This window comes from Haloarcula argentinensis DSM 12282 (assembly GCA_000336895.1).
Taxonomy (GTDB): Archaea; Halobacteriota; Halobacteria; order Halobacteriales; family Haloarculaceae; genus Haloarcula; species Haloarcula argentinensis.
The window spans coordinates 64199-87178 of record AOLX01000017.1; the positions used below are offsets into that span (position 1 = coordinate 64199).

At 61.7% G+C, this 22980-nt stretch carries 22 protein-coding genes; 7 read left to right on the top strand and 15 right to left on the bottom strand.

Annotated elements, in window-relative coordinates:
• Window positions 1–41 precede the first annotated feature (41 nt).
• Complete coding sequence (locus tag C443_RS09275) at window positions 42–515, top strand: peroxiredoxin (RefSeq protein WP_005535829.1); 474 nt, start codon at window positions 42–44, stop codon at window positions 513–515.
• Window positions 516–558: 43 nt separating this feature from the next.
• Here C443_RS09275 and C443_RS09280 read toward each other — a convergent pair whose 3' ends face one another.
• From C443_RS09280 to C443_RS09300, 5 genes are all read right to left on the bottom strand, one after another.
• Window positions 559–1596: a dipeptide epimerase gene (locus C443_RS09280; RefSeq protein ID WP_005535830.1), complete on the bottom strand. Its 1038-nt coding sequence runs from the start codon at window positions 1594–1596 to the stop codon at window positions 559–561.
• Window positions 1593–2603 carry a DUF1611 domain-containing protein gene (locus C443_RS09285; protein ID WP_005535831.1) on the bottom strand — a complete coding sequence of 337 codons (1011 nt, stop codon included), beginning with the start codon at window positions 2601–2603 and terminating at the stop codon, window positions 1593–1595. Before C443_RS09285 ends, C443_RS09280 begins: the two co-directional genes overlap by 4 nt.
• 75 nt (window positions 2604–2678) lie before the next feature.
• Window positions 2679–3569 (bottom strand): Vms1/Ankzf1 family peptidyl-tRNA hydrolase, encoded by an 891-nt coding sequence (locus C443_RS09290; RefSeq protein WP_005535833.1) that lies wholly within the window; start codon window positions 3567–3569, stop codon window positions 2679–2681.
• Window positions 3570–3640: 71 nt separating this feature from the next.
• A complete protein-coding gene (locus C443_RS09295; protein ID WP_005535835.1) occupies window positions 3641–4306 on the bottom strand; it encodes a helix-turn-helix domain-containing protein in 666 nt (221 codons plus the stop codon).
• A gap of 508 nt (window positions 4307–4814) precedes the next feature.
• Window positions 4815–5180: a DUF5802 family protein gene (locus tag C443_RS09300; protein WP_049944012.1), complete on the bottom strand. Its 366-nt coding sequence runs from the start codon at window positions 5178–5180 to the stop codon at window positions 4815–4817.
• A gap of 149 nt (window positions 5181–5329) precedes the next feature.
• Between C443_RS09300 and C443_RS09305 the strand changes: the two genes are divergently transcribed.
• The 3 genes from C443_RS09305 (at window position 5330) to C443_RS09315 (ending at window position 8016) form a co-directional block, all read left to right on the top strand.
• The gene (locus C443_RS09305) at window positions 5330–5992 is read left to right on the top strand and encodes a DUF1405 domain-containing protein (protein ID WP_005535839.1); all 663 of its coding nucleotides are present in this window, start codon (window positions 5330–5332) and stop codon (window positions 5990–5992) included.
• Window positions 5993–6088: 96 nt separating this feature from the next.
• Window positions 6089–7297 carry a DUF7096 domain-containing protein gene (locus C443_RS09310; RefSeq protein WP_005535841.1) on the top strand — a complete coding sequence of 403 codons (1209 nt, stop codon included), beginning with the start codon at window positions 6089–6091 and terminating at the stop codon, window positions 7295–7297.
• A gap of 71 nt (window positions 7298–7368) precedes the next feature.
• Window positions 7369–8016 (top strand): ArsR/SmtB family transcription factor, encoded by a 648-nt coding sequence (locus C443_RS09315; RefSeq protein ID WP_005535842.1) that lies wholly within the window; start codon window positions 7369–7371, stop codon window positions 8014–8016.
• 32 nt (window positions 8017–8048) lie between these two features.
• On the opposite strand, the gene C443_RS09320 is transcribed toward C443_RS09315, so the two are convergent.
• From C443_RS09320 to C443_RS09330, 3 genes are all read right to left on the bottom strand, one after another.
• On the bottom strand, window positions 8049–9614 hold the full coding sequence (locus tag C443_RS09320) for a Na+/H+ antiporter NhaC family protein (RefSeq protein WP_005535843.1): 1566 nt from the start codon (window positions 9612–9614) through the stop codon (window positions 8049–8051).
• Between the two features lie 348 nt (window positions 9615–9962).
• Window positions 9963–10472: a hypothetical protein gene (locus tag C443_RS09325; RefSeq protein WP_005535844.1), complete on the bottom strand. Its 510-nt coding sequence runs from the start codon at window positions 10470–10472 to the stop codon at window positions 9963–9965.
• A gap of 73 nt (window positions 10473–10545) precedes the next feature.
• Window positions 10546–11145: a DUF5789 family protein gene (locus C443_RS09330; protein ID WP_005535845.1), complete on the bottom strand. Its 600-nt coding sequence runs from the start codon at window positions 11143–11145 to the stop codon at window positions 10546–10548.
• Between the two features lie 220 nt (window positions 11146–11365).
• On the opposite strand from C443_RS09330, the gene gatD reads away from it, so the two are divergent.
• Window positions 11366–12613, top strand: a complete 1248-nt coding sequence (gatD, locus tag C443_RS09335; RefSeq protein WP_005535846.1) for a Glu-tRNA(Gln) amidotransferase subunit GatD — start codon at window positions 11366–11368, stop codon at window positions 12611–12613.
• A 93-nt stretch (window positions 12614–12706) separates the two neighbouring features.
• Entirely contained in the window at window positions 12707–13603 is an 897-nt protein-coding gene (locus tag C443_RS09340) for a GNAT family N-acetyltransferase (RefSeq protein ID WP_005535847.1), read from the top strand.
• 254 nt (window positions 13604–13857) lie between these two features.
• Here C443_RS09340 and C443_RS21470 read toward each other — a convergent pair whose 3' ends face one another.
• From C443_RS21470 to C443_RS21475, 4 genes are all read right to left on the bottom strand, one after another.
• Window positions 13858–14166: a VOC family protein gene (locus tag C443_RS21470; RefSeq protein ID WP_160163350.1), complete on the bottom strand. Its 309-nt coding sequence runs from the start codon at window positions 14164–14166 to the stop codon at window positions 13858–13860.
• Between the two features lie 221 nt (window positions 14167–14387).
• A complete protein-coding gene (locus tag C443_RS22385; RefSeq protein WP_394295051.1) occupies window positions 14388–14675 on the bottom strand; it encodes a tyrosine-type recombinase/integrase in 288 nt (95 codons plus the stop codon).
• Between the two features lie 587 nt (window positions 14676–15262).
• Entirely contained in the window at window positions 15263–16411 is a 1149-nt protein-coding gene (locus C443_RS09350) for a glycosyltransferase (RefSeq protein WP_005535849.1), read from the bottom strand.
• Window positions 16408–17445 carry a hypothetical protein gene (locus C443_RS21475; RefSeq protein ID WP_005535850.1) on the bottom strand — a complete coding sequence of 346 codons (1038 nt, stop codon included), beginning with the start codon at window positions 17443–17445 and terminating at the stop codon, window positions 16408–16410. Before C443_RS21475 ends, C443_RS09350 begins: the two co-directional genes overlap by 4 nt.
• Window positions 17446–17827: 382 nt before the next feature.
• Between C443_RS21475 and C443_RS09360 the strand changes: the two genes are divergently transcribed.
• On the top strand, window positions 17828–19483 hold the full coding sequence (locus C443_RS09360; RefSeq protein WP_080505472.1) for a histidine kinase N-terminal 7TM domain-containing protein: 1656 nt from the start codon (window positions 17828–17830) through the stop codon (window positions 19481–19483).
• Window positions 19484–19501: 18 nt separating this feature from the next.
• Here the strand turns inward: C443_RS09360 and C443_RS09365 are convergent, their stop codons facing one another.
• The 3 genes from C443_RS09365 to C443_RS09375 all read right to left on the bottom strand — a co-directional run bounded on the left by C443_RS09365 (window position 19502) and on the right by C443_RS09375 (window position 22969).
• Complete coding sequence (locus C443_RS09365) at window positions 19502–19780, bottom strand: ubiquitin-like small modifier protein 1 (protein WP_005535852.1); 279 nt, start codon at window positions 19778–19780, stop codon at window positions 19502–19504.
• 121 nt (window positions 19781–19901) lie between these two features.
• Entirely contained in the window at window positions 19902–21692 is a 1791-nt protein-coding gene (locus C443_RS09370) for a TrkA C-terminal domain-containing protein (RefSeq protein WP_005535854.1), read from the bottom strand.
• Window positions 21689–22969: a potassium channel family protein gene (locus tag C443_RS09375; RefSeq protein WP_049943985.1), complete on the bottom strand. Its 1281-nt coding sequence runs from the start codon at window positions 22967–22969 to the stop codon at window positions 21689–21691. The genes C443_RS09370 and C443_RS09375 overlap by 4 nt, the downstream gene beginning before the upstream one ends.
• Between the last annotated feature and the right edge of the window lie 11 nt (window positions 22970–22980).

The following is a 22980-nucleotide window of genomic DNA, read 5'->3' on the forward strand; positions in this document are numbered from 1 at the left end:
ATGGCGGGTATTTATTCGGCTGACGCCGTTATATTCGGGTGATGGTATCCACAGGCGACACAGCGCCGGACATCTCGGCGACAATCGCGAACGGTGAGGTAGAGGACTTCGAACTGAGCGACCACCTGGGCGACGGACCGGTCGTGCTGGCCTTCTTCCCGGGCGCGTTCACACCGCCGTGCTCCAACGAGATGGTGGCCTTGCAGGAGCACCTCGGTGACTTCCACGACGCCGGCGCGACGGTCCTCGGCCTCAGCGCCGACTCGGCGTTCTCGCTGAACTCCTTCCGCGACGAGCACGGGCTGGAGTTCGACCTGCTCAGTGACATGGGCCGGTCGGCGATTCAGGACTACGACCTCGAAATTGACATCGAGGACCTCGGGCTGCTCGGTGTGTCAAACCGCGCCGTGTTCGTCGTCGACGACGACGGCGAGGTCGCCTACAGCTGGGTCGCCGACGACCCGACCAACGAGCCGGACTACGAAGAGCTGCTGGACGCCGTCAAGTCGGCGTAAGTAGTCACCGGGCGAACCTGATTTTTATTGTGCGACTTCGCAGCTACGCATCTCGCATCCGCCGGACCCCGGTGCCGGCCGACACTGCAGTGAGGTCGAACACATCGCTGTCGAGCGGCACGCCGGCGTAGGGGTCTGACGCCAGCAAGAGCGCTCCGTCGAGGTCGACGTAGTCGACTAACGGCGCGAGGTGGACCGCCGCGGCGATGCTGGCGTTTGATTCGACCATGCAGCCAAGCATCGAGTCGAGGCCATAGGCCGTGGCGGTGTTGAGCAGCCGTATTGCGGGCCGGAGGCCGCCGCATTTGACGAGCTTGGCGTTGGCGATATCACAGGCGTCAGCAACCCGCGGAACATCCGACGCAGTCACGCAGGACTCGTCAGCGGCAACGGGAATCTCAGTTGCGTCGGTCACGCGGCGGAGGCCGTCGATGTCGTCGGCCGCAACCGGCTGTTCGAGCATCGTGACGCCAGCGTCGGCAAGCCAGTCCGCATTGTCGATAGCTTCCTGTGCAGTCCAGGCGGCGTTGGCGTCGACCCGTATCTCGGCGTCGGAAACAGCGTCCCGGACCGCGTCCAGTCGCGCCTGGTCGTCCCCAGTCCCGAGTTTGACCTTCAGATGGCCGAAGCCGCTGTCGGCCGCCTCTCTCGCTTTCTCGGCCATCCGCTCGGGCGAGTCGATGCCGACCGTGTAGGTGGTCGGCGGAACCGCGTCGGGGTCGAGCCCCCACTGGCGGTACAGCGGCAGGTCCAGTTGCCGAGCGGCGAGGTCGTGGACGGCGATAGAGAGTGCCATCCGAGCGGCGGGCTGGTCCGGCGCTTGCTCGGCGAGTTCCCGTTCGATGCGTTGCTGGGCGTGTGGGTCGCCGATGCGGTCGACGGTCTCACAGAGCGCAGGGAGCGTTTCAGCCACCGACTGGGCGCTCTCGTCGTAGTACGCCGACGGCGTGACAGCCCCGATACCAGTGGTTCCCTCGTGTGTAACCTCGACCATGACAGTCTCGCTCGTCTCGCTGGTCTCTCGCGAGATGCCGAACGGGTTCGACAGCGGCAGGTCGTGACGATCGACGCGCCAGTTCATAGGATGGCGTCCAGTACCTCGTCGGGGACGCCGTGGCGGACGGGGTCAGTTGCCGGCGCGTCCAGAGCGTCGCTGTATCCTGCGACGGCATCCGCGGCCTCGCTGTCGTCAAGGTGGCGCGTATTCAACATGCCCGCGACGACGGACGCGTCCGAGATAGGCGCGGCCAGTCGCTCGTAGATGTCGACGTACTCGGGGAGCGGTGGAATATCGAACGACTCGTAGCCGTGGATGACTTCGCGGCCGGCTTCGTGGCACATGACGAGCGCATCCGGGACCGATCCGTGGAGGATGCTCGTCGTCACACCCGAATAGGCCGGATGTGCCAGCGCACCCTGCCCTTCGACGACGAGGAGGTCCGCCGCCTGCGCTTCTTCGACCAGCCGCTCGACGGCGCCGGCGGCATAGTCAGCGATGACGCGGTCGATGACGATACCCCAGCCGGTGATGGCGATGCCGGTCTGGCCGGTCGGGACGACAGCGGCATCGAGGCCTCGCTCCCGGGCGGCGTCACGGATCTCGAACGAGGCAGTCATTTTCCCCGTCGAGCAGTCGGTCCCGACGGTCGTGACGACCGTCGCGTCCACGTCGCCGGCCGTTCCCGCTGCCACGGTCAGATCCTCGGGCGGCTTGCGGAGGTCGTGGAGTTCGGCGTCGTGTTCCTCGGCGAGGCGGGCGAACTCCTCGTCGTCAGCCAGGAAGTCGTGCAGTCCAGAATACACGTCACACCCGCGTTCGAGCGCCGTTCGCACGTCTTTGCGCCAGGACTCGTTGAACTCGCCGCCGATGGGCGAGATGCCGATGACGAGCGCGTCGACGTCGGGTGCATCGGCCATCGACGCGACAATCGGGGCGTCCTGCACGTCCGGCAGCGAGTCGTGGACGCGCTGGCCGGCCCGCTCGCGGTCGACAAGTGCTTCCACCGTTCGGTCACCGTACCGCAACAGCCCGACTGCCGTCTTGGCTCGGTCGTGGAAGGCGTCGTGTGTTAAGATGGCTACGGCCATGGCCGGACAGAATCACCGCCCCGCGAAAAAGCTACGGAACCGGCACCGAGGGTGCTGGAATGAACAGGGCCCAAACTACGGCACCCGAAGCCGAACGGTCCACAGCGACCGGACGGCGTCGTCGAGCGCCGCGTCCGGCTCCCCGGTCGCGTCGACCGGCTTCGTCGTCGCGAGGTCCTCGAACTCGTGGATGACCGATCCCTCGCCGACGACGTACAGCCGGTCGGGCGACACCTCCTCGATGGCGGCCCGACAGCGGTCGAGGTGAGAGTCGATCTGCTGGTCCCGGAGCCGTTCGAACCGACTCTGTGAGAAGCCGCCCTTGGAGTGCTGGCTTTTCAGCTCCGAATCGAACCCGTGGAACGCAGTTTGCTCCCGGCCGTCGTACTCGCCCATGGCGAACAGGTCCGAGCGAACCAGCGCGACGACATGCTCGCCGGTCGGTTCGAACCACGACCGCTCCAGTTGAACAGTGTCGGCCCACCCGGTGAACGGCGACGGCGGCGCGGGGACGGACAGACACGCCGACAGGATGCCGGCGTCGTCGGTGACTGCGAGACACGGCGCGGCGCTGGCGACCAGCGATGCGCGGTCACCGAAGGCGTCCCGGACTGGACCCGGCAGGGAGCGCTCCGCATCGACGTAGGCGGTAAAGACGCCTTCCGGTTCCGTCTCGACGGATTGCAGCCGGTCGAGGACCTCACTCAGGCGCGCCCGACTGAGCGTCTCCTCGGCCCGAAACGTCGATTCACCCTCCTCGTCTTGCAGGCGTTCGACTCGGTCCTGAAGTTCGGCGACGCGGTCCTCCAGCCGATTGACCTCGGTCTCGGCCCGCTGGCGTTCGGTCGCTGCGTCGGCGCGGCGCTCCTTTTCGGCGTCGAGCTGTCGTTCGAGGTGGTGGTTCTCCTCTTCGAGTTCGGCCACCCGCTCTTTCAGCGACGCTCGTCCCAGCAACCGGTCAAGCATCGACTGGATGGCAGACGGGGACGGGCTTAAAAGTGACTTCCCGGACCGCTACCACACCGGAGCGTTACCGATCAATCCGGCGGTTCGCCGTCATCTCGCAGCGAGGAGATGATGAGCCGCTTGATGCCGCGTCGAAGGAGACCACCGGCCGCAGGCTGAGAGATCTCCAGATCGGCGGCGACATCGCCGAGGGTCGCGTTCCGTGGTTCCTCGAAATACCCCCTTTCGAGTGCGACGAGGAGCGCCTCGCGCTGGCTGTCGGTCAGCCCTGCGTCCGTGTTCCCCAGACTAGCGTACTCGTTCACGCGCAGCAGATCGATGTCGATGTCGTTCGCTTGCGCGTAGTCCCAGAGACGAGCAAGAGCCGTCCGTTCGGGCATCCAGGTCGTCAGTATCCACGCGCTCCCGTCGTTTGCCATGTCGAGGATAACCCCGTTCACGTCGGAGATTACGGGGGAGAGGATCTTCGCTTTGTCCGTGTACTCGAAGCTGTAGATGGCCTCGTCGTCTCTGGTTTCGATGACGCGTTCGAATTTGCCGATGGTGCTGTCGTTCCGTAATCCGTCCTCGAACTGCTGGAAGTCGGACGATTCGATGTGGTAGAAGAACTTGCCCGATGTCGGGTCCGTGCCCGCCTCTGACACGGACCTGACTTTCGAACCCGGCGCGTGAGTCACGGTCGCTGTGAGTACGATGTCAGGGTGCTCGACCCGGACGACTGCCTTGATATCAGTCATGTTGTAGAGTAGCGTGCGTGCGCCAGAGCGTGCGATTGCGATGGTTGGCCGAGACGCCCGGCAGGAATCTATCTCGATTTCCTGTTACTGGGTAAGGGTAGTCGTGCGGTAGCTTAACTGAGTCGGTCGTTGTTTCCGACCGCGCGAGGGCTGTTCCGACGTTCGTGTTTCGTCTGAGCTGGTGCGTCTGCGAGAGAGTCTCGTCATTGGTCAGCGGGTTCCCGCGCAGCGATGTCGCCGATTCAGACGCGATAGTTGAACAGCATGGCCCACAGACGCTCGGACCAACTGGTTCCTGATGATGGGGTAACCCCGGCGGGAAGGTAGAATTTGGATTCAGCAGCGCTATCCCGAACCTCAGCGTGGTTTTGCTGTGACATACAGGTGAATAGAGGGTCCCGAACCGCATTGGTCTGTAGCTTAAGCGTATAACCTACTTATACCACGTTTCGAGAGCTCCGACCCGCTCGGGGACGGTGAGAATGCAATAAAGCGGAGTTTCTGCGCCTCAGACCGCCGTATCAGGTAATGTCGGCGTCCCCTCGGAGATAGAGAGCAGTTGTGCGGCGTGGTCCGCTTTCGCCAGAAATACTTCTTCGAGGCTGGGCGGGTTCCGGACGTTGGCGTCTTCGAGCATCGCTTCGGGAACGACGAGTGTGTCCGCCGGGACCTGCTCGTCCCCGTGGACAGCGAAGTGTTGGGAGCCGAGTTTCATTACGAGCGGATAGTCTGTGCGCTCGACCCCGTCCCCGGAGGCGTACAACTGTTCGTTCACTCGCTCGTGCTGCTGGCGACACATCGCGGCCGCCGCGTCGTCTCTCGGTTCGACGTAGAGGCGGCCGAGGTAGTATCCGCGCGAAAACTGTTCGAACATCGGTGCAGCTGAATGTGTGTCATTGACATACATAAGTGTTCGCCGGCAACCTTTTGACGTCGTGCAAACGGCGCGGATTCGGGGGGCCGGTGAGCCGATGCCGACTCCCGTCCGACAGGGCTTTGCCACGGCCGGCCCCGAGTCGACCTATGAGCGAGCAGCGGGGGCCGTTGCCACGTCGGTACGCGCGGTATTACCTGGAACAGACGCCGAGTCTCGTGTGGCTACTGGTCGTCAACGCCGTCGCGATGCTCGTCGGTGTCCGGTTCTACGTCGAGACGATGCCGGGCCAGAAACAGCTTGCAGATGTGTCGACGTTTCTCTGGCCACTGTTCGCTGATTCGCCAGCGGCGCTGTTCCTGATGACGCTGTCGGTAGCTACTCTCCTGCCGTTCCTCGGCAAGTCACTCGACGAGGTCCCGCTGACGGTGCCACTGGCGTACCTCCACACGATTGCGCTGGTCTGGCTTGTCAAGATGGGGCTGTGGACCGTCGTGGCGTTAAACATCGGCTTCGACGCCTACTTCCCCGCCCCGTGGGCGTATTTTGGCATCATCATCACCCACCTCGGCTTCGTCGCCGAGGGGCTGTTAGTCCCGCACTACGCTCGAACAACGAAGGGTGCGCTCGTGACCGCGCTGGTGCTGGCACTCGGTAACGACGTGCTCGATTACGGCTTCGGATATCATCCGCCGTTGCGGTACGACCCGGGCCTCGTGTTACCGCTCGCCACTGTCGCACTCTCGGTGCTGTCGGTTGGAATCGCCTGGCGACTGCTGCCGGTGGAGAAGTCGGTACAAAAGACATCTTAAACACTCTTGGACTATCTGAGGTAGTTTCAATCGTCTGTAAACGACACGAACGAAGGCGTTTCTTTTTGATGTGGGAGGGCAGAAGTAGGGATAGGAATGAGCCCACGCCAGGCCACGCTCCTCACAGTGCTGGTCATCGTCGGGACTGTGGCTGTCGGCCTCCCGGCTGTGACAGCACAGGAGACCGCGACGGAGACAGTGGCCACGCAGAACGACTCTGCCAACGGGATGGGAACGCAACTCACTGCGTTCTTGCAGTCGAACTCCGCTGCCGCGAACGATACGGTCGAGAACGGGATGTGGCAGTCGGCATACAACCAATCGAATGGAACCGAACGAGCCGAACTGGTTACAGACAGAGCCAGCTCGCTCGAACGCCGACTCGAACGCCTACAGGAGCGCAACGCTACACTCAAACAGCGATACGAGAACGGCACCATCAGTGAGCAGGCTTACGTAGCTCAACAGAGCCGACTCACTGCGGAGATCGCAGGCCTACAGACCGCAATCAACGACACCGACACGGCCGCCGAACAGACCGGCGTGGACGACACCGCACTGGAGCGACTGAAACAGAACGCAAGCAAGCTTTCCGGTCAGCAGGTCGCAGCGGTCGCTCGCGGCATCGCCGGACCGCCAGAGACTGCTGGCCCGGGTGAGCAGGGACCACCGGACAACGCTGGCGTCAACCAGAGTGAGACAGGGCCGCCCGACGACATCGGAGTCAACCGGAGTGAGCAGGGTCCACCAGCAAACGCGTCCGGGGAGCGTGCCAACGAAAGCGAGCGGGGACCGCCCCCTGATGCCCCGGGACAGCAGCGTAACGAGAGCGAGCAAGGGCCACCGGACGATGGACCTGACGACGGTGAAAACGAAACCGACGAGTCCGACGAAACAACGCAGGGAAACGGGGCTGAAGAGGGAAGCGACAGGGGTAACAGCGGCGGGGCCGGGGATGAACGCGACAACGGCGACGATACCGCGGAAGGCAGCAATGACTCGGGGGAGAGTTCTGACGGCGACGGAACAGACAATTCAGCCGATTCGTCGAATTCGGACGACAATTCTGACGGTGACGATACCAGCGATTCTGGCGATAGTTCCGACGGTGACGGTGCCGACGGCTCCGACGACAGTTCTAGCGGAGGCAATGACGATGCTGACGGTGGCAACGACAATGCGAATAACGAAGGAGATGGTGGCGGGCAAGGGAACAGTGGCGGACAGAGCGGTGATGGCGGAAGCGGTCAGGGGAGCGGGAACAGCGGCTCACAGAGCGAGTCGTGGATGGGCCAGCTAACGTAGCCGGGCGACACACCAGCAAACCGCCCGACGAGAGTCATGCTTTTGAACCGTGACCCGCTACCTACGTATCGATGGACTCCGCCGAGTTACTCAATCTCCTTGGAAACGCCAACCGCCGGCGGATTCTCAAACTACTCGCACACAAGCCCTGCTACGTCACCGAAATCAGCGAATACATCGGCGTCAGCCCGAAAGCCGTCATCGACCACCTCCAGAAGCTCGAAGACGCCGGGCTCGTCGACTCTCGGACGGACGACCAACGCCGAAAGTACTTTTCTATCGCCCGGAACCTCCGTCTGGAGGTCCGTGTCTCTCCCTACGAGTTCGGTACCAAGAGCGCCTATCCGGCGAACCCCGAGTTCGAGATGCCCTCCTGCCGCCACCTCTCGATAGACGTGGGGGAGGAGGATGCCGGGAATTTTCACGACCTGGCACGCGAACTAGAGCATCTCCAGCAGCTAGAGAACGAACTGTCGCTAGCCCAGCGGTGGGTACAGGCCCGTCTGACCGACGTGCGGGACCGCATCGACTCCGGCTTCGAGAACGGCGACGGCCGGCTGTACGCAGAACTGGTCAGCGGACTCGCAAACGGTATCGATACCGTCCCGGCGCTGGCCCGAGAAATAGAGGCCCCGCCGGAGATCGTCGAGGAAGCGCTTCATCGGCTCGAAGACGACGAGGTGGTTGAGCAGACCGACGACGGGTGGGAAATCGTTTAGACGGTGAAACAGCGCTTCGGGACGGGACAGTCTCAGTCCGCCTTCGATCCGTACGAACTCGGGACCTCGACCGAAAGCTGTTCCGAGAGCAGGTACGTCACTGACCCGACAGCGGCCAGTCCGATCGGAAGCGCAATGTACGCCGGAACGCCGTAGCCGGCCATCAGGAACAGTCCGGTTGCGACGATGCCGGCCAGCACTGCGTAGGGAATCTGGGTGTTCACGTGGTCGACGTGGTCGCTCGCGGCGAACATGCTCGACATCACCGTGGTGTCCGAGATGGGGGAACAGTGGTCGCCGAACAGCGCGCCAGTCAGAATTGCCGCGATAGCCGGTGCCAGCGGCGCGCCGAGCGCGTGTCCAAGCGGGATCGCGACCGGGAACAGGATACCCATCGTCCCCCAAGACGTGCCGATGCTGAAGCTGATTATAACGGCGCTGAGGAAAATGATGGCAGGCAGCATCCCAGCCGTAATAATCCCCTCACTGATAGCGACGACGTAGGGACCGACGCCGAGTGCCTGGCTCACAGCACCGATGGACCATGCGAGCGAGAGCACCGCAACGGGGAACATCACCATTTTGAACCCCTCGAAGATAGCGTCGCTCACTTCGTCGACCGCGATCCGTGCGTGGCCGACCAGAATCGTCAGGATGACCAGACAGGCCGAGAACGAGGCCCAGACGATGGCATCCGCAGTGGCCGCGTTCGACAGCGCCTCGGTGAGGCCCCGTCCGGCGAACCCACCGCCGGAGTAATACAGTGAAAACCCGGTCACCCCGACGAGTGTGGCGATTGGCGCGGCGAAGTACCACCACCGCGGCTCGACATGGTCCGGCGTCACGATATCATCCTCCTGCGTTTCCATGAGGGGATCAGCGTTGTCGCCGAGGACTTTGCCCTCTTCTCTGGCTCTGCGTTCGGCTTTCGCCATCGGGCCGAAGTCAAGATCCGCGATGACGACAATGAAAACCATTGCAAGTGCGAGCAAGCTGTAGAACCGATAGGGAATCGATTCGAGGAACAGCAGGAACGCGCTACGATCGACCCCAATTGTACTCAGTTGCTCGGCGATGAGTCCGACCTCGAATCCGAGCCACGTCGAGACGACCGATATCGACGCGGTTGGTGCAGTGGTGGAATCGAGAATGTACGCCAGCTTCTCGCGACTGATGTCGAACTTATCGGTGATCGGCCGCATGACCGACCCGGTAATCATCGTCGAGGCGTACGAGTCGACGAAGATAGTCATCCCCAGTAGCGACGTGCCAAGCGCCGCCTGGCGACGAGTCCGAATACGCTTGACCATCTGTGATGCCAGCGCATTCATCCCGTCAGAGAGGAAGATCATCCCCAACATTGCCCCGATGAGGAACGTGAACAGGAGGAGTTTGACATTGAACGACTCTGTCACGTTATCTACGACAAACTGGAGGCTCCGAGCAGCGCCGGCGGCTGGGTTCCAACCGACGAGCACTGTCGCGCCGATCCAGATACCTGCAAACAGCGAGAGCAGTACTTGGCGAGTGAACAACGTCAGTACAATGGCGAGCATCGCCGGAAACAGGCTGATAAGCCCGTACGTTTCTGGTGCCATGCGTTCTGTTCCGGGGTTTACATACGAGAGTTATAAGCATTGCCAACTCAATATACTATGACCTAGATACATGAAAGTGTATCAGATGGTCAGATACAGCCCAATATTCTGGATATATGGGTTATTTTACTACCAGATGACAAGACCGAGACAATCGATATTACGCAACATGAAGTCCGTTCACGTCGACACTGCTATCGGGGGACTCTTTCGCAGGCAGGCTATCGGCAGGACACTTCGAGATCGTTTGGCCGACTGATGTGCGGCATATTAGACGACAGGATTATCAAGTACAGTAAGTCCAGAAAGGGCGGTCGCGCCACTGGCCAGAATGTACCGTCGGGAGAACTACAGGTCTTTCGTCAGTCCGCTACGGAGGTCACGCCCGAAGTAGTGCCCGACGAGCGCAAGCACGAGGCCGACGCCGCCGGCGATGGCGAACAGTTTGGTTCCGTTCAGCCCAGCGGCGAGCTGTGGGAGGAGAGACAGCACAGCCGTCGCACCGCCGCTGACACCGCCCGCCAGCCCCAGTTCGACGTATCGGCGCTCGCTGGCGAGCAGTCCGTAAACGAAGCCGCCAAGCAGGATACCGACCAGTTCGGTGAACGGCACGAGCGGTATCAGCCCGCCGAGCACCATTCCGCCGCCGACCGCCCCGAAAGCGAACAGCAGCGCCCGCAGTGAGAAGTAGCTCCCGCTGTCTTTCGTAGACGTTTCGGTGACAGACGGCTCCGCTCCGCCCGATTCCCCGACAGCAACATCCGTCTCGACCGACTCGGTTGTGCCAACATCGACGCCGAGGTCACTGCCCGAGTTCGCGTTCGCGTCGCGGGTCCGTTCCTCGGTTCGTTCGGCCATACAGAGTGTGGGACCGCGAGTAGTATGGTCCTTGTGGGGTCTGCCGGCAGTCAGGGGACCAGTGGTGTGTCGCTCAGATACCGAGCCACTCGTCGTTGCGAACCGAGTAGCCGTTCGACCGGCAGAACTTCGCCGCCTGTCGGCGGACGTCGCGGGACCCGGGAAGCGTCTCCTTCTCGTGGATGCGCTCGATAATCCAGTCGGCGACAACCCGGATGCCCTCGTCGTCGTCATCCGCGTCGATAGCCCGCAGTTCCCGGAACGTCCGCTCGTAGCCGTCGCGCTGTGAGGCCCCAAAGGACGCGCTCTGGTGCTCGGCGGCGGCCTCCACGACGCGTTTCATCGCCCCCGCTACCGTTGGCCGCTGGACTCGCGTCCGGACCTCGGCTGGCGATTCGAAGGACTCGACCTCCGCATCGGGCAGGAGGTCCGCGACAGTGTACGTCCCATCGACCGACTCGATTTCCCGATTGCCGACCGCAGCGACCACGTCAGCCGCTGTCGCCGGGAATTCGAGCGATTCGAGTTCTGTCTCGAAGTACGCGAGTTCCGCCGGATCGACCGGCGGCTCGGGTTCGTCCGCGCGCTCAAGCTCCTCGGCGATAGCGCGCTTCCGCTGGCGGCGCTCCTCGTTTTGGGCCTGGGCTTCGCGGCCGTTCTTGTTGTCTGCCATACTTGTTAGATGACTGTCTAGTGGGATAACGCTGTGGGACGACACCATCCGTGGTTTGCAGCTGCAACGCTTTTTTCTCAGGGTTGCCAGACAAGGGGCGAGTGTCACAGGGAAGGGTAGCGGCGGTTGCAGTGATGCACGGCGACAGTACGGGCCGAGACTCACCGCGGTGCACACCGAAACGAGTGGGTTCAAGTCCCACCGGCGGAAAGTGCCGCGCATGAACGCAGGCGACCGGGTCCGCGTCGAGCGCGCGGCCCAGACCTACGAGGGCGTGTTGCTCCCCTCCAGCACCCCAGAGCATCTCGTCGTCAAGCTTGACGGCGGGTACAACGTCGGCATCGACCGCGAGGACGCATCCGTCGACGTGCTGGAGTCGGATGTCTACGACGTCGAGAGCGCACAGGACGAACAGAGCCAGTCAGCAATAGAGTTCGACGACGACCTCCCGACGGTGTCGCTGATCTCCACTGGCGGAACCATCGCCTCGACGGTCGACTACCGCACCGGCGCGGTGACGGCCCAGTTCGACGCCGAGGACGTACTACGAGCGGTCCCGGATCTGGCCGGGATGGCGAACTACCGCGGCCGCGTCGTCGCCAACATCCTCTCAGAGAACATGACCCCGGCAGTCTGGCAGGACCTCGCGCAGGCGGTCCACGAGGAAATCGAGGCCGGCGCGGACGGCATCGTCGTCATGCACGGCACCGACACGATGCAGTACTCCGCGTCGGCGCTGTCGTTCATGCTCGACACGCCGGTCCCAATCGTCTTCACCGGCAGCCAGCGGTCGGCTGACCGCCCGTCCTCCGATAACGTGATGAACGCCGTCTCGGCGGTCGAGGCCGCGACGAGCGACTGCGCGGAGGTCTTGGTCTGTATGCACGCCGACGAGTCCGACGACCGCTGTGCGCTCCACCGCGGCACTCGCGTCCGGAAGAACCACACCTCGCGCCGGGATGCCTTCGAGACGGTCGGTGCGAAGCCGCTTGGCGAGGTCGACTACGACATCGACGGCGAGAGCACGGTCACGTTCCACCGTGAATACGCCGAACGGGACGCCGTCGACTTGGCGCTGCACGACGATATCGAAACCGACGTGGAACTCCTGAAGTTCTCACCGGGGATGGACCCGTCGCTGCTCGAAGCTGCCGCCGAGGACAGCGAGGGCATCGTCATTGAGGGGACAGGACTAGGCCACGTCAACACCGACTGGATCGGGACCATCGAGGAACTGGACATCCCGCTGGTTATGACCAGCCAGTGCCTCGAAGGGCGTGTCTGTGACCGCGTCTACGACACCGGCCGGGACCTGCTTGACGCCGGCGTCATCGAGGGCGAGGACATGCTCCCCGGCACAGCGAAGGTCAAACTCATGTGGACGCTGGCAAACAGCGACGACGTTGCCGATACGATGCAGGAGCCCCTTGCCGGCGAGATTCAGCAGCGCTCGACACCCTGGTTGTAGCACCGGGGCCGGCGCAGTGATGCGGTCGTGGTGCGAACAGCGACTCCGACACCGGAGCGTCTCTTTTTTGTTGTCGCGGGCGAGTCTCCCGGTATGTCGCCGACTGTCCGGACGGCTCGCCACGACGACTATGACGATATTGTCGACCTGACCAGCGATGTCTGGGCCGACCGTGCGATGGCCGATTACATCCCCGACGTGTTCCGTGAGTGGGTCAACGACGACGGCGCGGACCGGAAAACCCTCGTCGCAGACGTCGACGGCCACGCCGTCGGCATCGCGCAGGCCGTCATACTCACCGAGACCGAGGCATGGTTTCAGGGGATGCGTGTCGACTCGGACCACCGGGGGAAGGGGATCGGGTCGCTGCTGACTGACCACCTCATTGAATGGGCGGCCGACGCCGGCGCGTCAGTCGGTCGAAGCATGGTGTTTTCCTGGAACGAGGCCGGCCTCGGCCAGTCGCTGGCTGCTGGCTTCGAAGCGGTCACGTCGTTCCGCTGGGCGCACCCCGATCCGGCGGACGAGACGCCCGAAATGACTGTCGGAAACGACCCCGCGGCAGCGTGGCGCTACTGGCAGGAGAGCGACGGCCGAGGTGTCCTGTCCGGGCTTGCACTCGACAGCGGGGAGAGCTGGGCGCTCTCGACGCTGACGCGGGAAACGCTCGACCAGCTGGCGACTGACCAAGCGGTCCTGACCGTCGGGGATAAACCACAAGGAATGGCCTGTCGGGTCCGGACGGCAGAAGCTGACGGCGAGCAACTCGCAGAGTACGCGGTCGGGGTGTGGAGCGATACCGACGCTGCACGGGCCTTGTTCACGGCGATAGCCGCCGACGCAGCGAGCCTTGGCGTTGACGGGACGCGGGTCCTCATCCCCGAGACACCGCGCCACGTCGCCCAGGCCGCGTACGCCAGCGGGAACATCGATGAGTGCCCGGACTTCGTGTTCGAGATAGACGGTCTCGAAGGGTTCAGCGTGTCATAGAAACAGCCACAGCCGACTTACTGTGCCGCAGTTCGGGATAGAAAATGTTGCGGTGGAGATAGTTACAGAAAGTAGTGCAAGATATAGAGGATATATGCAGCACAGCTTCACCATTTGTTTCAGCTGGTGAGTACTTGATTTGGCTCTGTCCGCAAATATCTCAAGTATCCTTAACTGAAAAAGCCACTGTCACCCAGCTATTGTTGATATTCGCTCACGCAGAAGCCGTTTCCTTCTGGATCTTCCATTACTGTTCAGGTTGAAGTGTGCGTTTCGTACGCTTCGGTCTTGGTTTCACGGACGGTTCCCCCGAGTTGACGGAGTTGTTCAACTGTCTCCTCACGATTCTCGGTTGCCAAGTCAAGATGGATGGGGAGGTCTCGCTCCGTTCCTTTCGGTTGTTCTTTGAACAGCAGATCTGGGCTACCGCTAGGACGCTCAACAAGTTCTGGATCAAGCGATGCCGGAAGGTCCTGCCGTTCACCATCGAGGGCTGCCGCCCAGAACTCCGCCAGCCGTTCCGCATCATTACAAGCAATAGTAATAAATTGTATCTTTGCCATGCCCAAGAGTTATTTTTCAGGGGAAAACACCTGTTGGCAACGGTGATTATTACCTAGATTGACAGAAAAAGATCTACTTGTAAGTTGTAACCAACAGAGATAGGGGTTAACAATGCTTTCAGAATATTGTACACACTATTCTGTGTTGACTCGTCTTCTGTAATCAATATGCGCGTTCTATTCAGCAGTCGCATTGAGAAATGATAGATGTGTGATTACCGTTATTGGTGGTGAACCTGCCGGAGCGCGTCGGCTGTTGCCCTGCCTGAAATGCGGATATAGTTCTGTGCCGTTGCCAGATCGTGCCAGCCCATCAGTGCTTGGAGTGGAACCGGTACGACCCCCTGATACGCGTGATAGCTGGCTGCAGTCGCTCGGAGACAATGCCGATATACCTGACCGTTGATGTCTGCATCTTCGGCAGCGGCCGTCACTCGCCTGTTCACAGCACTGCGTGACCCCGGAAACGAATCATATTGGCCGGTGAACCGTACCAGACACAGTTCCAACCGAAGCGAGAGGTCGATTGGGGTAGATCGCGCGGAGGCGACTGTCTTGGGATGTCACCTCGCGTCCATCGCTTCCTCGTGTGTAAGATCCTCATTATGCGTCGTCTCTTGTGTTGCTTGCCGCCGACAGTACCCACACTCGCAGGATTGTGTTGTGGAATGCGAGGAAGCATCCGATCCCAATCGAGCCACTCTGCGTGGAAGTGAGAGGTCGCACCAGCGCGAAGTCCAAGCCGACCAGATGCCAAGCACACGAACCGTGTTTGGAGATCCTGCGGCTCGGGGAGTGAACTGCATGCTCTAACAGTAATTCGAACTCTCGATCGGTGAGGACATCCTCGTGGGTATGGCGCGTTGTCAACGACTCTCGATGCTGTTTGGCCCATTCGCTCGATTGCTGATAATCGTCTGTCATCCACAGTCATAACGGTAATCCAGCGGTGTGAAATGCAGCATATCCCTAACCAATCAACTCAGCGACTGCTGAATTTAGGGGGTCAAGTTCAGTATCTAATGGTCAGAATTGCATAATGGGAGCGACGACGAAGCGATAGTTCTGGAAATTTGATACTTATGGGCTAAGGCTCTTATCTTCGTCGAGCCTGTCCAACCCTTACGGGCGAAGAGGATGGGGTTTTGCTGGGTTTTCCAGTATCCTTCTCTGTTCCTTCCCAGATTTTGGGCGCGCCGGAAAGCTGTAGATAGAGCGCGTGTAGTTGAATGAGCCAGGTCAACGGGATCCAGAGATACGCGTGGAAGATTAGTTCCAGGATGGTGAGTGGACTCGCTCGAACTGGTATTTCCGGATCACGGAGAGCAGCATACCCGAATATCGTGACCCTTGCGGGAAAGACGATAATCGCGAGACTCGCCACTAGCCAGATTGGAACCGTCGGAGCCAGTCCGAGCAACCAGACGACGATGAGTGCGGGGAAGACAGTGTAAAGCGGTGCATTGACCGCCATGAACAGCAACCAAATCAATCCCACGCTTCGGGTCCAGCCCAGTCGTCGACCGTTGCGGAGGATAACGACGCCATACGTCGCGAGTGCATCGACCCATCCGCGTGCCCACCGGCGACGTTGCCGTACGAGCGCCAGGACAGATTTAGGGTTGAGTGCCTGTGCAACCATCCCAGGCACGTATCGAACACGCCAGTCAGTGTCGAGATACAGGCGCAGTGTGAGATCTATGTCCTCGGTAAGCGTCTCGTCCGACCAACCATCAACAGCCAACGGTACTTCGTGGCGCAACAGCGCTGCAGACCCAGCGAAGTGACTCGCCCCAAACACGTCGTGCATAAAGGGGTGATCTATCCACGTGCTGTGTCGACGCTCGATGGTCACGAATCGTGCCAACCAGCTATCGTACGGATGGCGCTCGACTTTTCGACCTTGGACGATACCGACAGATGGAAAATCCTCCAGAACGGCCAGTCCTCGGGCAACAAAGCCTGCATTGACGGTCTCGTCTGCGTCGAGAAGCAGCACATAGGGGGTATCGATGTGCTCCCAAGCAAGGTTGAGATCGCCTGCTTTCGAACCGGTCGTTCCTTCGATGACGCGGACGCGATCTGGATACCGTTCCCGATACTCCTCCACGATTGCCACCGTCCGGTCCGTAGATTTCTCTGCCGGGACCAGCAGTACCGAGAGTTCATCGAGCACATCGAGGTTGCTGTCGAGACTCGCTGGAAGGACATCAGCCTCGTCGAACGCGGTGACAACCAGCGTCACAGGAGGGTATTCAGTGAGTGGAACGCATGGTCTGAGGAGCGTTCGGGACGGTTGCGAAGAGCGTGTGCGACCATTCCGTACTCGATCATAACCCCGACGATGAGGAGCGTGAGATATCCACCCAGAATCCACGGAAATGCTGATGGAATCACGAACAGCAACGCGATGACTAGCGCGTTCAATATGATGAGTGTCATCACGGCGTGTTGGGTAATCGTCGAAATTGGACCGGTGAGTCCCCTCAATAGTTTGACCGGAACAGCTGGTGGGACGAGCGTGGCAACCGCGATTATGGCGGCGCTAGCGGCGATGATGGAGGCTATTCTGGCCTGCGATATTCCCGGGGCAAGGTCGATCGAGACGTTGCCCCTGAGGGTGATACTGGCGATTGCGATGCTAACCAGACCGACAATTAATGCAACGATCAGCACCTGCTCCCAGTAGCGATGGACTGTGAAGGGTCTCGGAGGAACTACTGAATCAGCGTGTTGACCGAGCCAGAAGGTGTGCAGCGCGAGTGCTGAAAACCCCGTCGCATAGATCAGTGCCACTGCGTAGGTCACCACCCACGGGACTCCGAACAGGAGGACGCCAACGATCAAAACTGACCCGGCAAACAGCAAGAGGTGACCTGCGGCAGGGACAACCACCCGTTCGACAAATGGTATTCCAGTAACACGAACAGCGGCGGCGAGAAATAGCGCCTGCGCACCGGTGACAAGAACCGCTACCCGTGCCCAGAACGGAATGTCACCCCATGGGATCCCGATAGCAGCAAAGAGTGCGACGTAACTGAGAAGTGCGGCAGTCACGAGTACGTACATCCCACCGAGAGGCCAAGCAACGCGGGCCTGTGTAGTCTGAAACGCAGACCGAATCGCAAGGGCGGTGAGTACGCTACCACCGGCAGCAACTAGCCACCATCCATCAAGAGTGGATCGGACCCCAAGCGCGACGACGCCGATGATTGCGACGATGACGGCAGTGACCCACAGCGTTGCGTAGACTCTGCTATTCATGAAGTAGATACGCATTATATGGTATATAACCTCATCTTAATATTTGCCAAGTGTACTCTATGTGCGATTCAGTAGAATGTATATTGCATTATAATACGCAAAGAACTACCACGACGTTCTAAGCCCCACTGAGACAACAAGTGGTAATTTCTCATCGATCACTAGGACGAGACAAAAATGTGTACCGACAACTGTGATACAAAGTCTGTATTAAACGATTCGTCCACCACTATCTGAATAACTACTTGTGCAAGATACGCACCTTGTATCTTGTACGCGAGTCTTGACAGACTTTGGATAGACGGAGCAATTGATGGTTTATATGACATGCTAAGAGTTATCATAACCGATAACGCGGTCACAACACTCATTGAAATACTTGCCATACCATCGGTAGATGAATCTGCTCGGGAGCCCGCCGGCATTTCTCGCATATGTTGCGGCGTACGGCCTCGCGGCAGTCGGATGTGGTGTCGGGCTCTACAGAGCGACTCGCATGGAAGACCCCGATACCCGCCGCGGGATGGTCGGACTCCTTCTCTGTAGCGGCGGCTGGGCGGCGCTGGAACTCGGCTTCCTGATCACGCCTGGGACGCTTGGATACGCGTTCTACCTCGGTAGCCTCATCGTCGGGCTTGCGACGGTCGGCGCGTGGCTGTACTTCTGTTCGGCGTACACCGGGCGGGCATTCCACCGGAACCGACTGTACCGTGCGGTCGCTGTGGGCACGTATCTCGGTATCGTCATGATAAAGCTGACAAACCCATTTCACGGCCTCTACTTCGCCACGCAGTTCATTGCTGACCCGTTCCCGCATCTGGCGATCACACACGGCGTGTTTCACTGGGTGGTGACGGGGCTCTCCTACGCACTCGTCACTGTCGGCTTTTTTATGCTGTTCGAGTTGTTCCTCGAAGCGGACTACGACACCCGTCCGCTCGGCGTTCTCGTCGGGATCACGGCAGTCCCAGCAGTCCTTGATATCGTCGGGTACGTTAGCGAGATCCTGCTCGACATCAACCACGAGCCGCTCGGCGTCGCACTGTTCGCGTTTGGCGTCCTCTACGTGTACGACGAGGCGTTTCTCGCCGTGCAGTTGACCGACGGCGTCGACGAGGCTGTCGTGTATCTCGACGACGGGCACCACATCAAGGAGTCCAACGGTAAAGCACAGCGGCTCTTCCCGGCACTGGCCGGAAGCCGGGGGCAGCAGCTTGAGACGGTGTTACCGGCCGTTTCAGAGGTCCTGCAAACGGACGAACAGATTCTCGAACGGAACCGGGACGACGGGACAGAGTACTACCTCGTCAGCAACACCTCGTTTTCGCTGGGACAGGTCGATATCGGTCGGATGCTCGTCTTCACCGACGTGACCGAAAGCGAGCGGCGTCGCCGTGAACTCGATCGACAGAACGAGCAGTTAGAGGGGTTCGCAACTGCAATCAGACACGAACTCCTGAACACGCTCCAGATAATCACCGGCCGCGTCTCCGCCGCCGGTGACGCGCTGGACCGCGGGAACGTCGACTTAGCGAAAGAATCCCTCCAGTCGACGTCCGAGACGGCCGACCGCATGTCCGAAATCGTCGACGGACTCGCGACGCTGGCTCGACATGGACAGACAATCGACGAAACGATGCCTGTCGACCTCCAGCCCGTCATCGAAGGAGCCTGGGACCGTGCCGACACTGACGGTCTCACCATGGTGGCCGACGTGAAGGGACAGGTCATCGCCGACCCGACACGCTTGCGGGACCTCTTCGAGAGCGGGTTCACGTTCGCGGCACACAACGACGCGTCGACGGTCGCGGTGTCCCGGGAGGCCGACGAGATCGTCATCACTGACGACGGGACCCCGCCGGGCGAGACGGCGGCGGAGGCCTTTTTCGAGTACGGCGGCGCGATGCCGGACGCCGAAGCCGGGATGACGCTCCCGAACCTGCGGATGCTCGCCCGGACCCACGGGTGGGACGTGGTGCTCGATACCGAATATCAGGACGGCGTTCGTATCATCATCTCGAACGTGACGGTGGCAGGACCGCTGGAGAACTGATCCGGCCACCAGTCCGTATTACCCGCCGCTGACCGGCGGGAACAACGCGAGTTCCGTCTCCTCGTCAACTGCTGTCGCCAGCCCATCGGCGGCGGCGAACGGGTCCTCGCCGTTGACGAGCACCCGGATGTGGTCAGCCAACTCCTCGTTCTCGTCGAGCACCTCCTCGGCGAGCGCCGGTCGAGAGGCGAGCAACGCATCGAGTGCCGTCTCGACCGTGGCGTCCTCCTCGATATCGACGCTGACCGACTGGCCGTCGGCCGCGTCCCGGAGGTGTGCGAACAGTTTCCACTCCATAGCTGTACTCCGGGCGTCCGGCAAAAGAGGGTTCCGGACGATAGCGTGACCGGTCCGTTCAGACGAACGGGAGAAGGGCAGCCCGCGACGGCGTGTATCTGGCAGTAACGAGACCTGCCTGTCAGTTTGATTTCTCCGAACCGTCACCAGTGTCCGGTTCGTCGTCTGCGCCGTCTCCGTCCCCGCTCGGCGCTTCGGAGTCTGTCGAGCCGCTATCGTCGGCGTCGTTGTCGGCAGACTCGTCGTCAGTCCCGCTGATTCGCTCTTCCGGGTCCCACACCTCGACGGTGTCGTCGCCGTTGTCCGACGGCAGGTCGTCGAACGCTTCATCAGCCGTCAGATCGTCGCTTGCGCCCTCTACGTCGGCATTCCGGAGTGCCTCCAGCGGGTCGTCATCGGGAGGCTCGTCACCGGCCTCGGTTGTCCTATCGTCAGCGCCAACGTCAGCGAGGTCAGTATCAGCCACTTCATCCTCGACAGTGGTGTCTGCTGGCTCGTCGGCAGTGGCGGTGTCAGCCGTGGTTGTGTCCGTGTCGGCGTCGGTCGTGTCATCGGCAGCAGTCTCGGCTCCGTCGACGTTCGTAGCACCGTCGTCGGTCGCGTCGGACGCTGTCGGTTCCGGTCCGTCAGTCTGTTCGCTCCGGTCAGCAGCGTCAGACGCGCCTGGCTGAGCGTCCGAGTCATCAGTATCGTCTCCCCGCTCGTCTGTCACAGCCGCCGTGGAAGTCGGTTCGCCTGTCCCTTCCGTGGCTTCCTCCAGCCGCCGCAACGCGTCCGGGGTAGCGATTGCGTAGATTGTGTCTCCAACTGCGAGGACGCGCTCGCGGGAGGGGATTGTCTCCGGCGCTGTGTCGTCGTGGGTAATCGCGACCACCGAGACTGCCAGACTGCCGACCGGCGCGCCGTCAAGCGTGCTCCCCGGTTCGACAGTGGCGGTGCCCATCGTCTCGTCGGCCGCACGGAGCAGCGAAGCGAACTCCCGGTCGGAGCGGTCCTGCACCGGGAGCGTGACGAGCTTGTACTGCGTTTGCGGGTCGAGTTTCGGCGTGTCGGCGGCGTCGATAGCGACCGTTACCACGTCGTCGGCGACGCCCCGGAGTTCGCCGGTGAGCACGCGTTTCGACGACGCTTGCTCCCAGACCTGAACCAGATCGCCAGCGCTCGCGGCATGGGCCGGGTCGGCCTGGATGGCAACGGCGTTCGTCGAGGGCGGCAGCGTCGGGCCAATACCGGCCGCCCGCGAGCCGATGGCGAGATACTCGACGGTGCCGTCGTCGGCCAGTTCGACGTCGACGTGGCCGACGCCGTAGTCGGTCTTGAGCCGGCCAACTAGCCGGTCGCGGAGTTCGTCTTTCGTCAGCCGCCGAGGGAAGAGAAAGCGGCGGTCAGCGAGCGTTTCTTTCGTCTCCTCAGGCATCGGATCGTAGCCGATGATGTCGTCGATGTCTTCCGGGAGGCGAACAGACGTGACGCGGCCGACGGTCTGGACGATCTCGCTCACGTCGGCGTCGATGTTTCGGCCCCCGGTTGCGGCAAAGAGGTCGACGCCCAGTCGGTCCCCGACCCGCAGTCCGCCGTAGGCCCCGACGCCGCCGGCGAGGAACGCAGCGAGATTCAACAGGACCGCACTGGCCGCCAGCACGTCGTCGTCGCCGAGGATGACCTCACTGAGCGCGGTCGTCGCGCCGATAACGAGGACGACCGCAGTCAGTCCAAACAGGAGCGCCAGCCCGGTCTGAATGCGTTCACGGACGTACCAGCGGTAGAAGACGGCGATCGCGCCCGCGGGCGTCGCGGCGAGGATCGTAATAGCGAGGAGCCGGACAACGCCCTCGACAAGCGTCCGTGGCACCGTCCCCAGTTGCAGGTTTGCACCGATCTGTGCAAGCAGCGTCGGGCCGAGCGGCGTCATGCGACCGCCTCCACGAAGGCATCGAGGTCGGTGGGGCGGCCAATCGCGTACAGTTCGTCGCCGGCTTCGACGGCTGCGTCGCCGCGGGGCGCGACCTGCCAGCCGTCCGGCGTCCGGATAGCGACGATGGCAACATCGTAGGCCTCCCGGACGTGGGCGTCCCGGAGCGTCGTCCCGTCGAGCGGGCCGTCGGCGCGAACCGTGAGACGGCGAAACCGGCTCCCGGCCCGCCGGAGGAGGGAGACCAGTTCGTACTCCCGGTGTGTCCCGCGGGGTTCGACCACGACCTTTGGCCGGGCTGACCGAAGGAGTGGTTGGACATCCGTCCGAGTCACGGCGACGGTAAGTCGGCCCTCACCGCCGTCGGTCGTCGGTGCCTGGACCGGCGTTGGGGGTGCCTCGGCGTCCGCGATATCCGGTTCCGTTGGCGTCTCGGCCGGCGTCTCATCTGCCACCGGGTCCGACCGGGCACTGACGACAGTCCCCCGAACCTGTGCGTCCTCAGTCAGTACTGTCACCTCGTCGTTGCGGGCCAGCCCGGTCGGCAACAGCGCCTCGACCGAAACAGCGTGGCGATTGTCGCCTACGCGCTTGGACAGGCCCGAAAACGGCGGCGCGGCGACGACCGTCGCTTGCCCCTGTTCGTCTATCGAGACAGCGGCATCGCCGAGGTCGAACGCCGATTTCAGCCGCTCCTCCATCCGGCGTTCGAGTTCGCCGATACGGAGGTCGGCCGGGAACCGCCACTCCTCGTTGCGGATCTCGGCCCGGAGCGGTTCGGAGAGCGGCGGATACCCCTCCATGTCGGCCACGTCGCCGACGATGCGAATACGGACCTCGTCGCGGCCGCCGACGAACTCGACCACGTCGGCGGAGAGTTTCTTGTCACGTAACCCCTGTAAGGAGAGCCGCTTCGGGAAGTTCGCGCCGAGTTGGTCACCCTTGCTATGTGCGTACAGCGACACCATCCCGACGAGGATGATTGCAGTAATGATTCGCTCGGCGTTGGGGGCCTGCGTAATCGATTTGTCCGCCAGTGCCATGAGGCCGCCGCTAACGCCGGCAAGTGCGATTGCCAGTACGACAACACCGAACCCTGGCACGGTAATACCAGTAAAGTACTTGAAAGTAAACCCTAGCGCCCACGACACGAGCGCCGGTATCACTCCCACCAACAACCCCAGATAGATCCCCATCAACACCTCGACCGGGAGCGAAGCCATGTCCACATCCTGCATGGCCGGTAGTAAATCGCTTCCGGCCCGCGGACAGTACATTTACACCGACC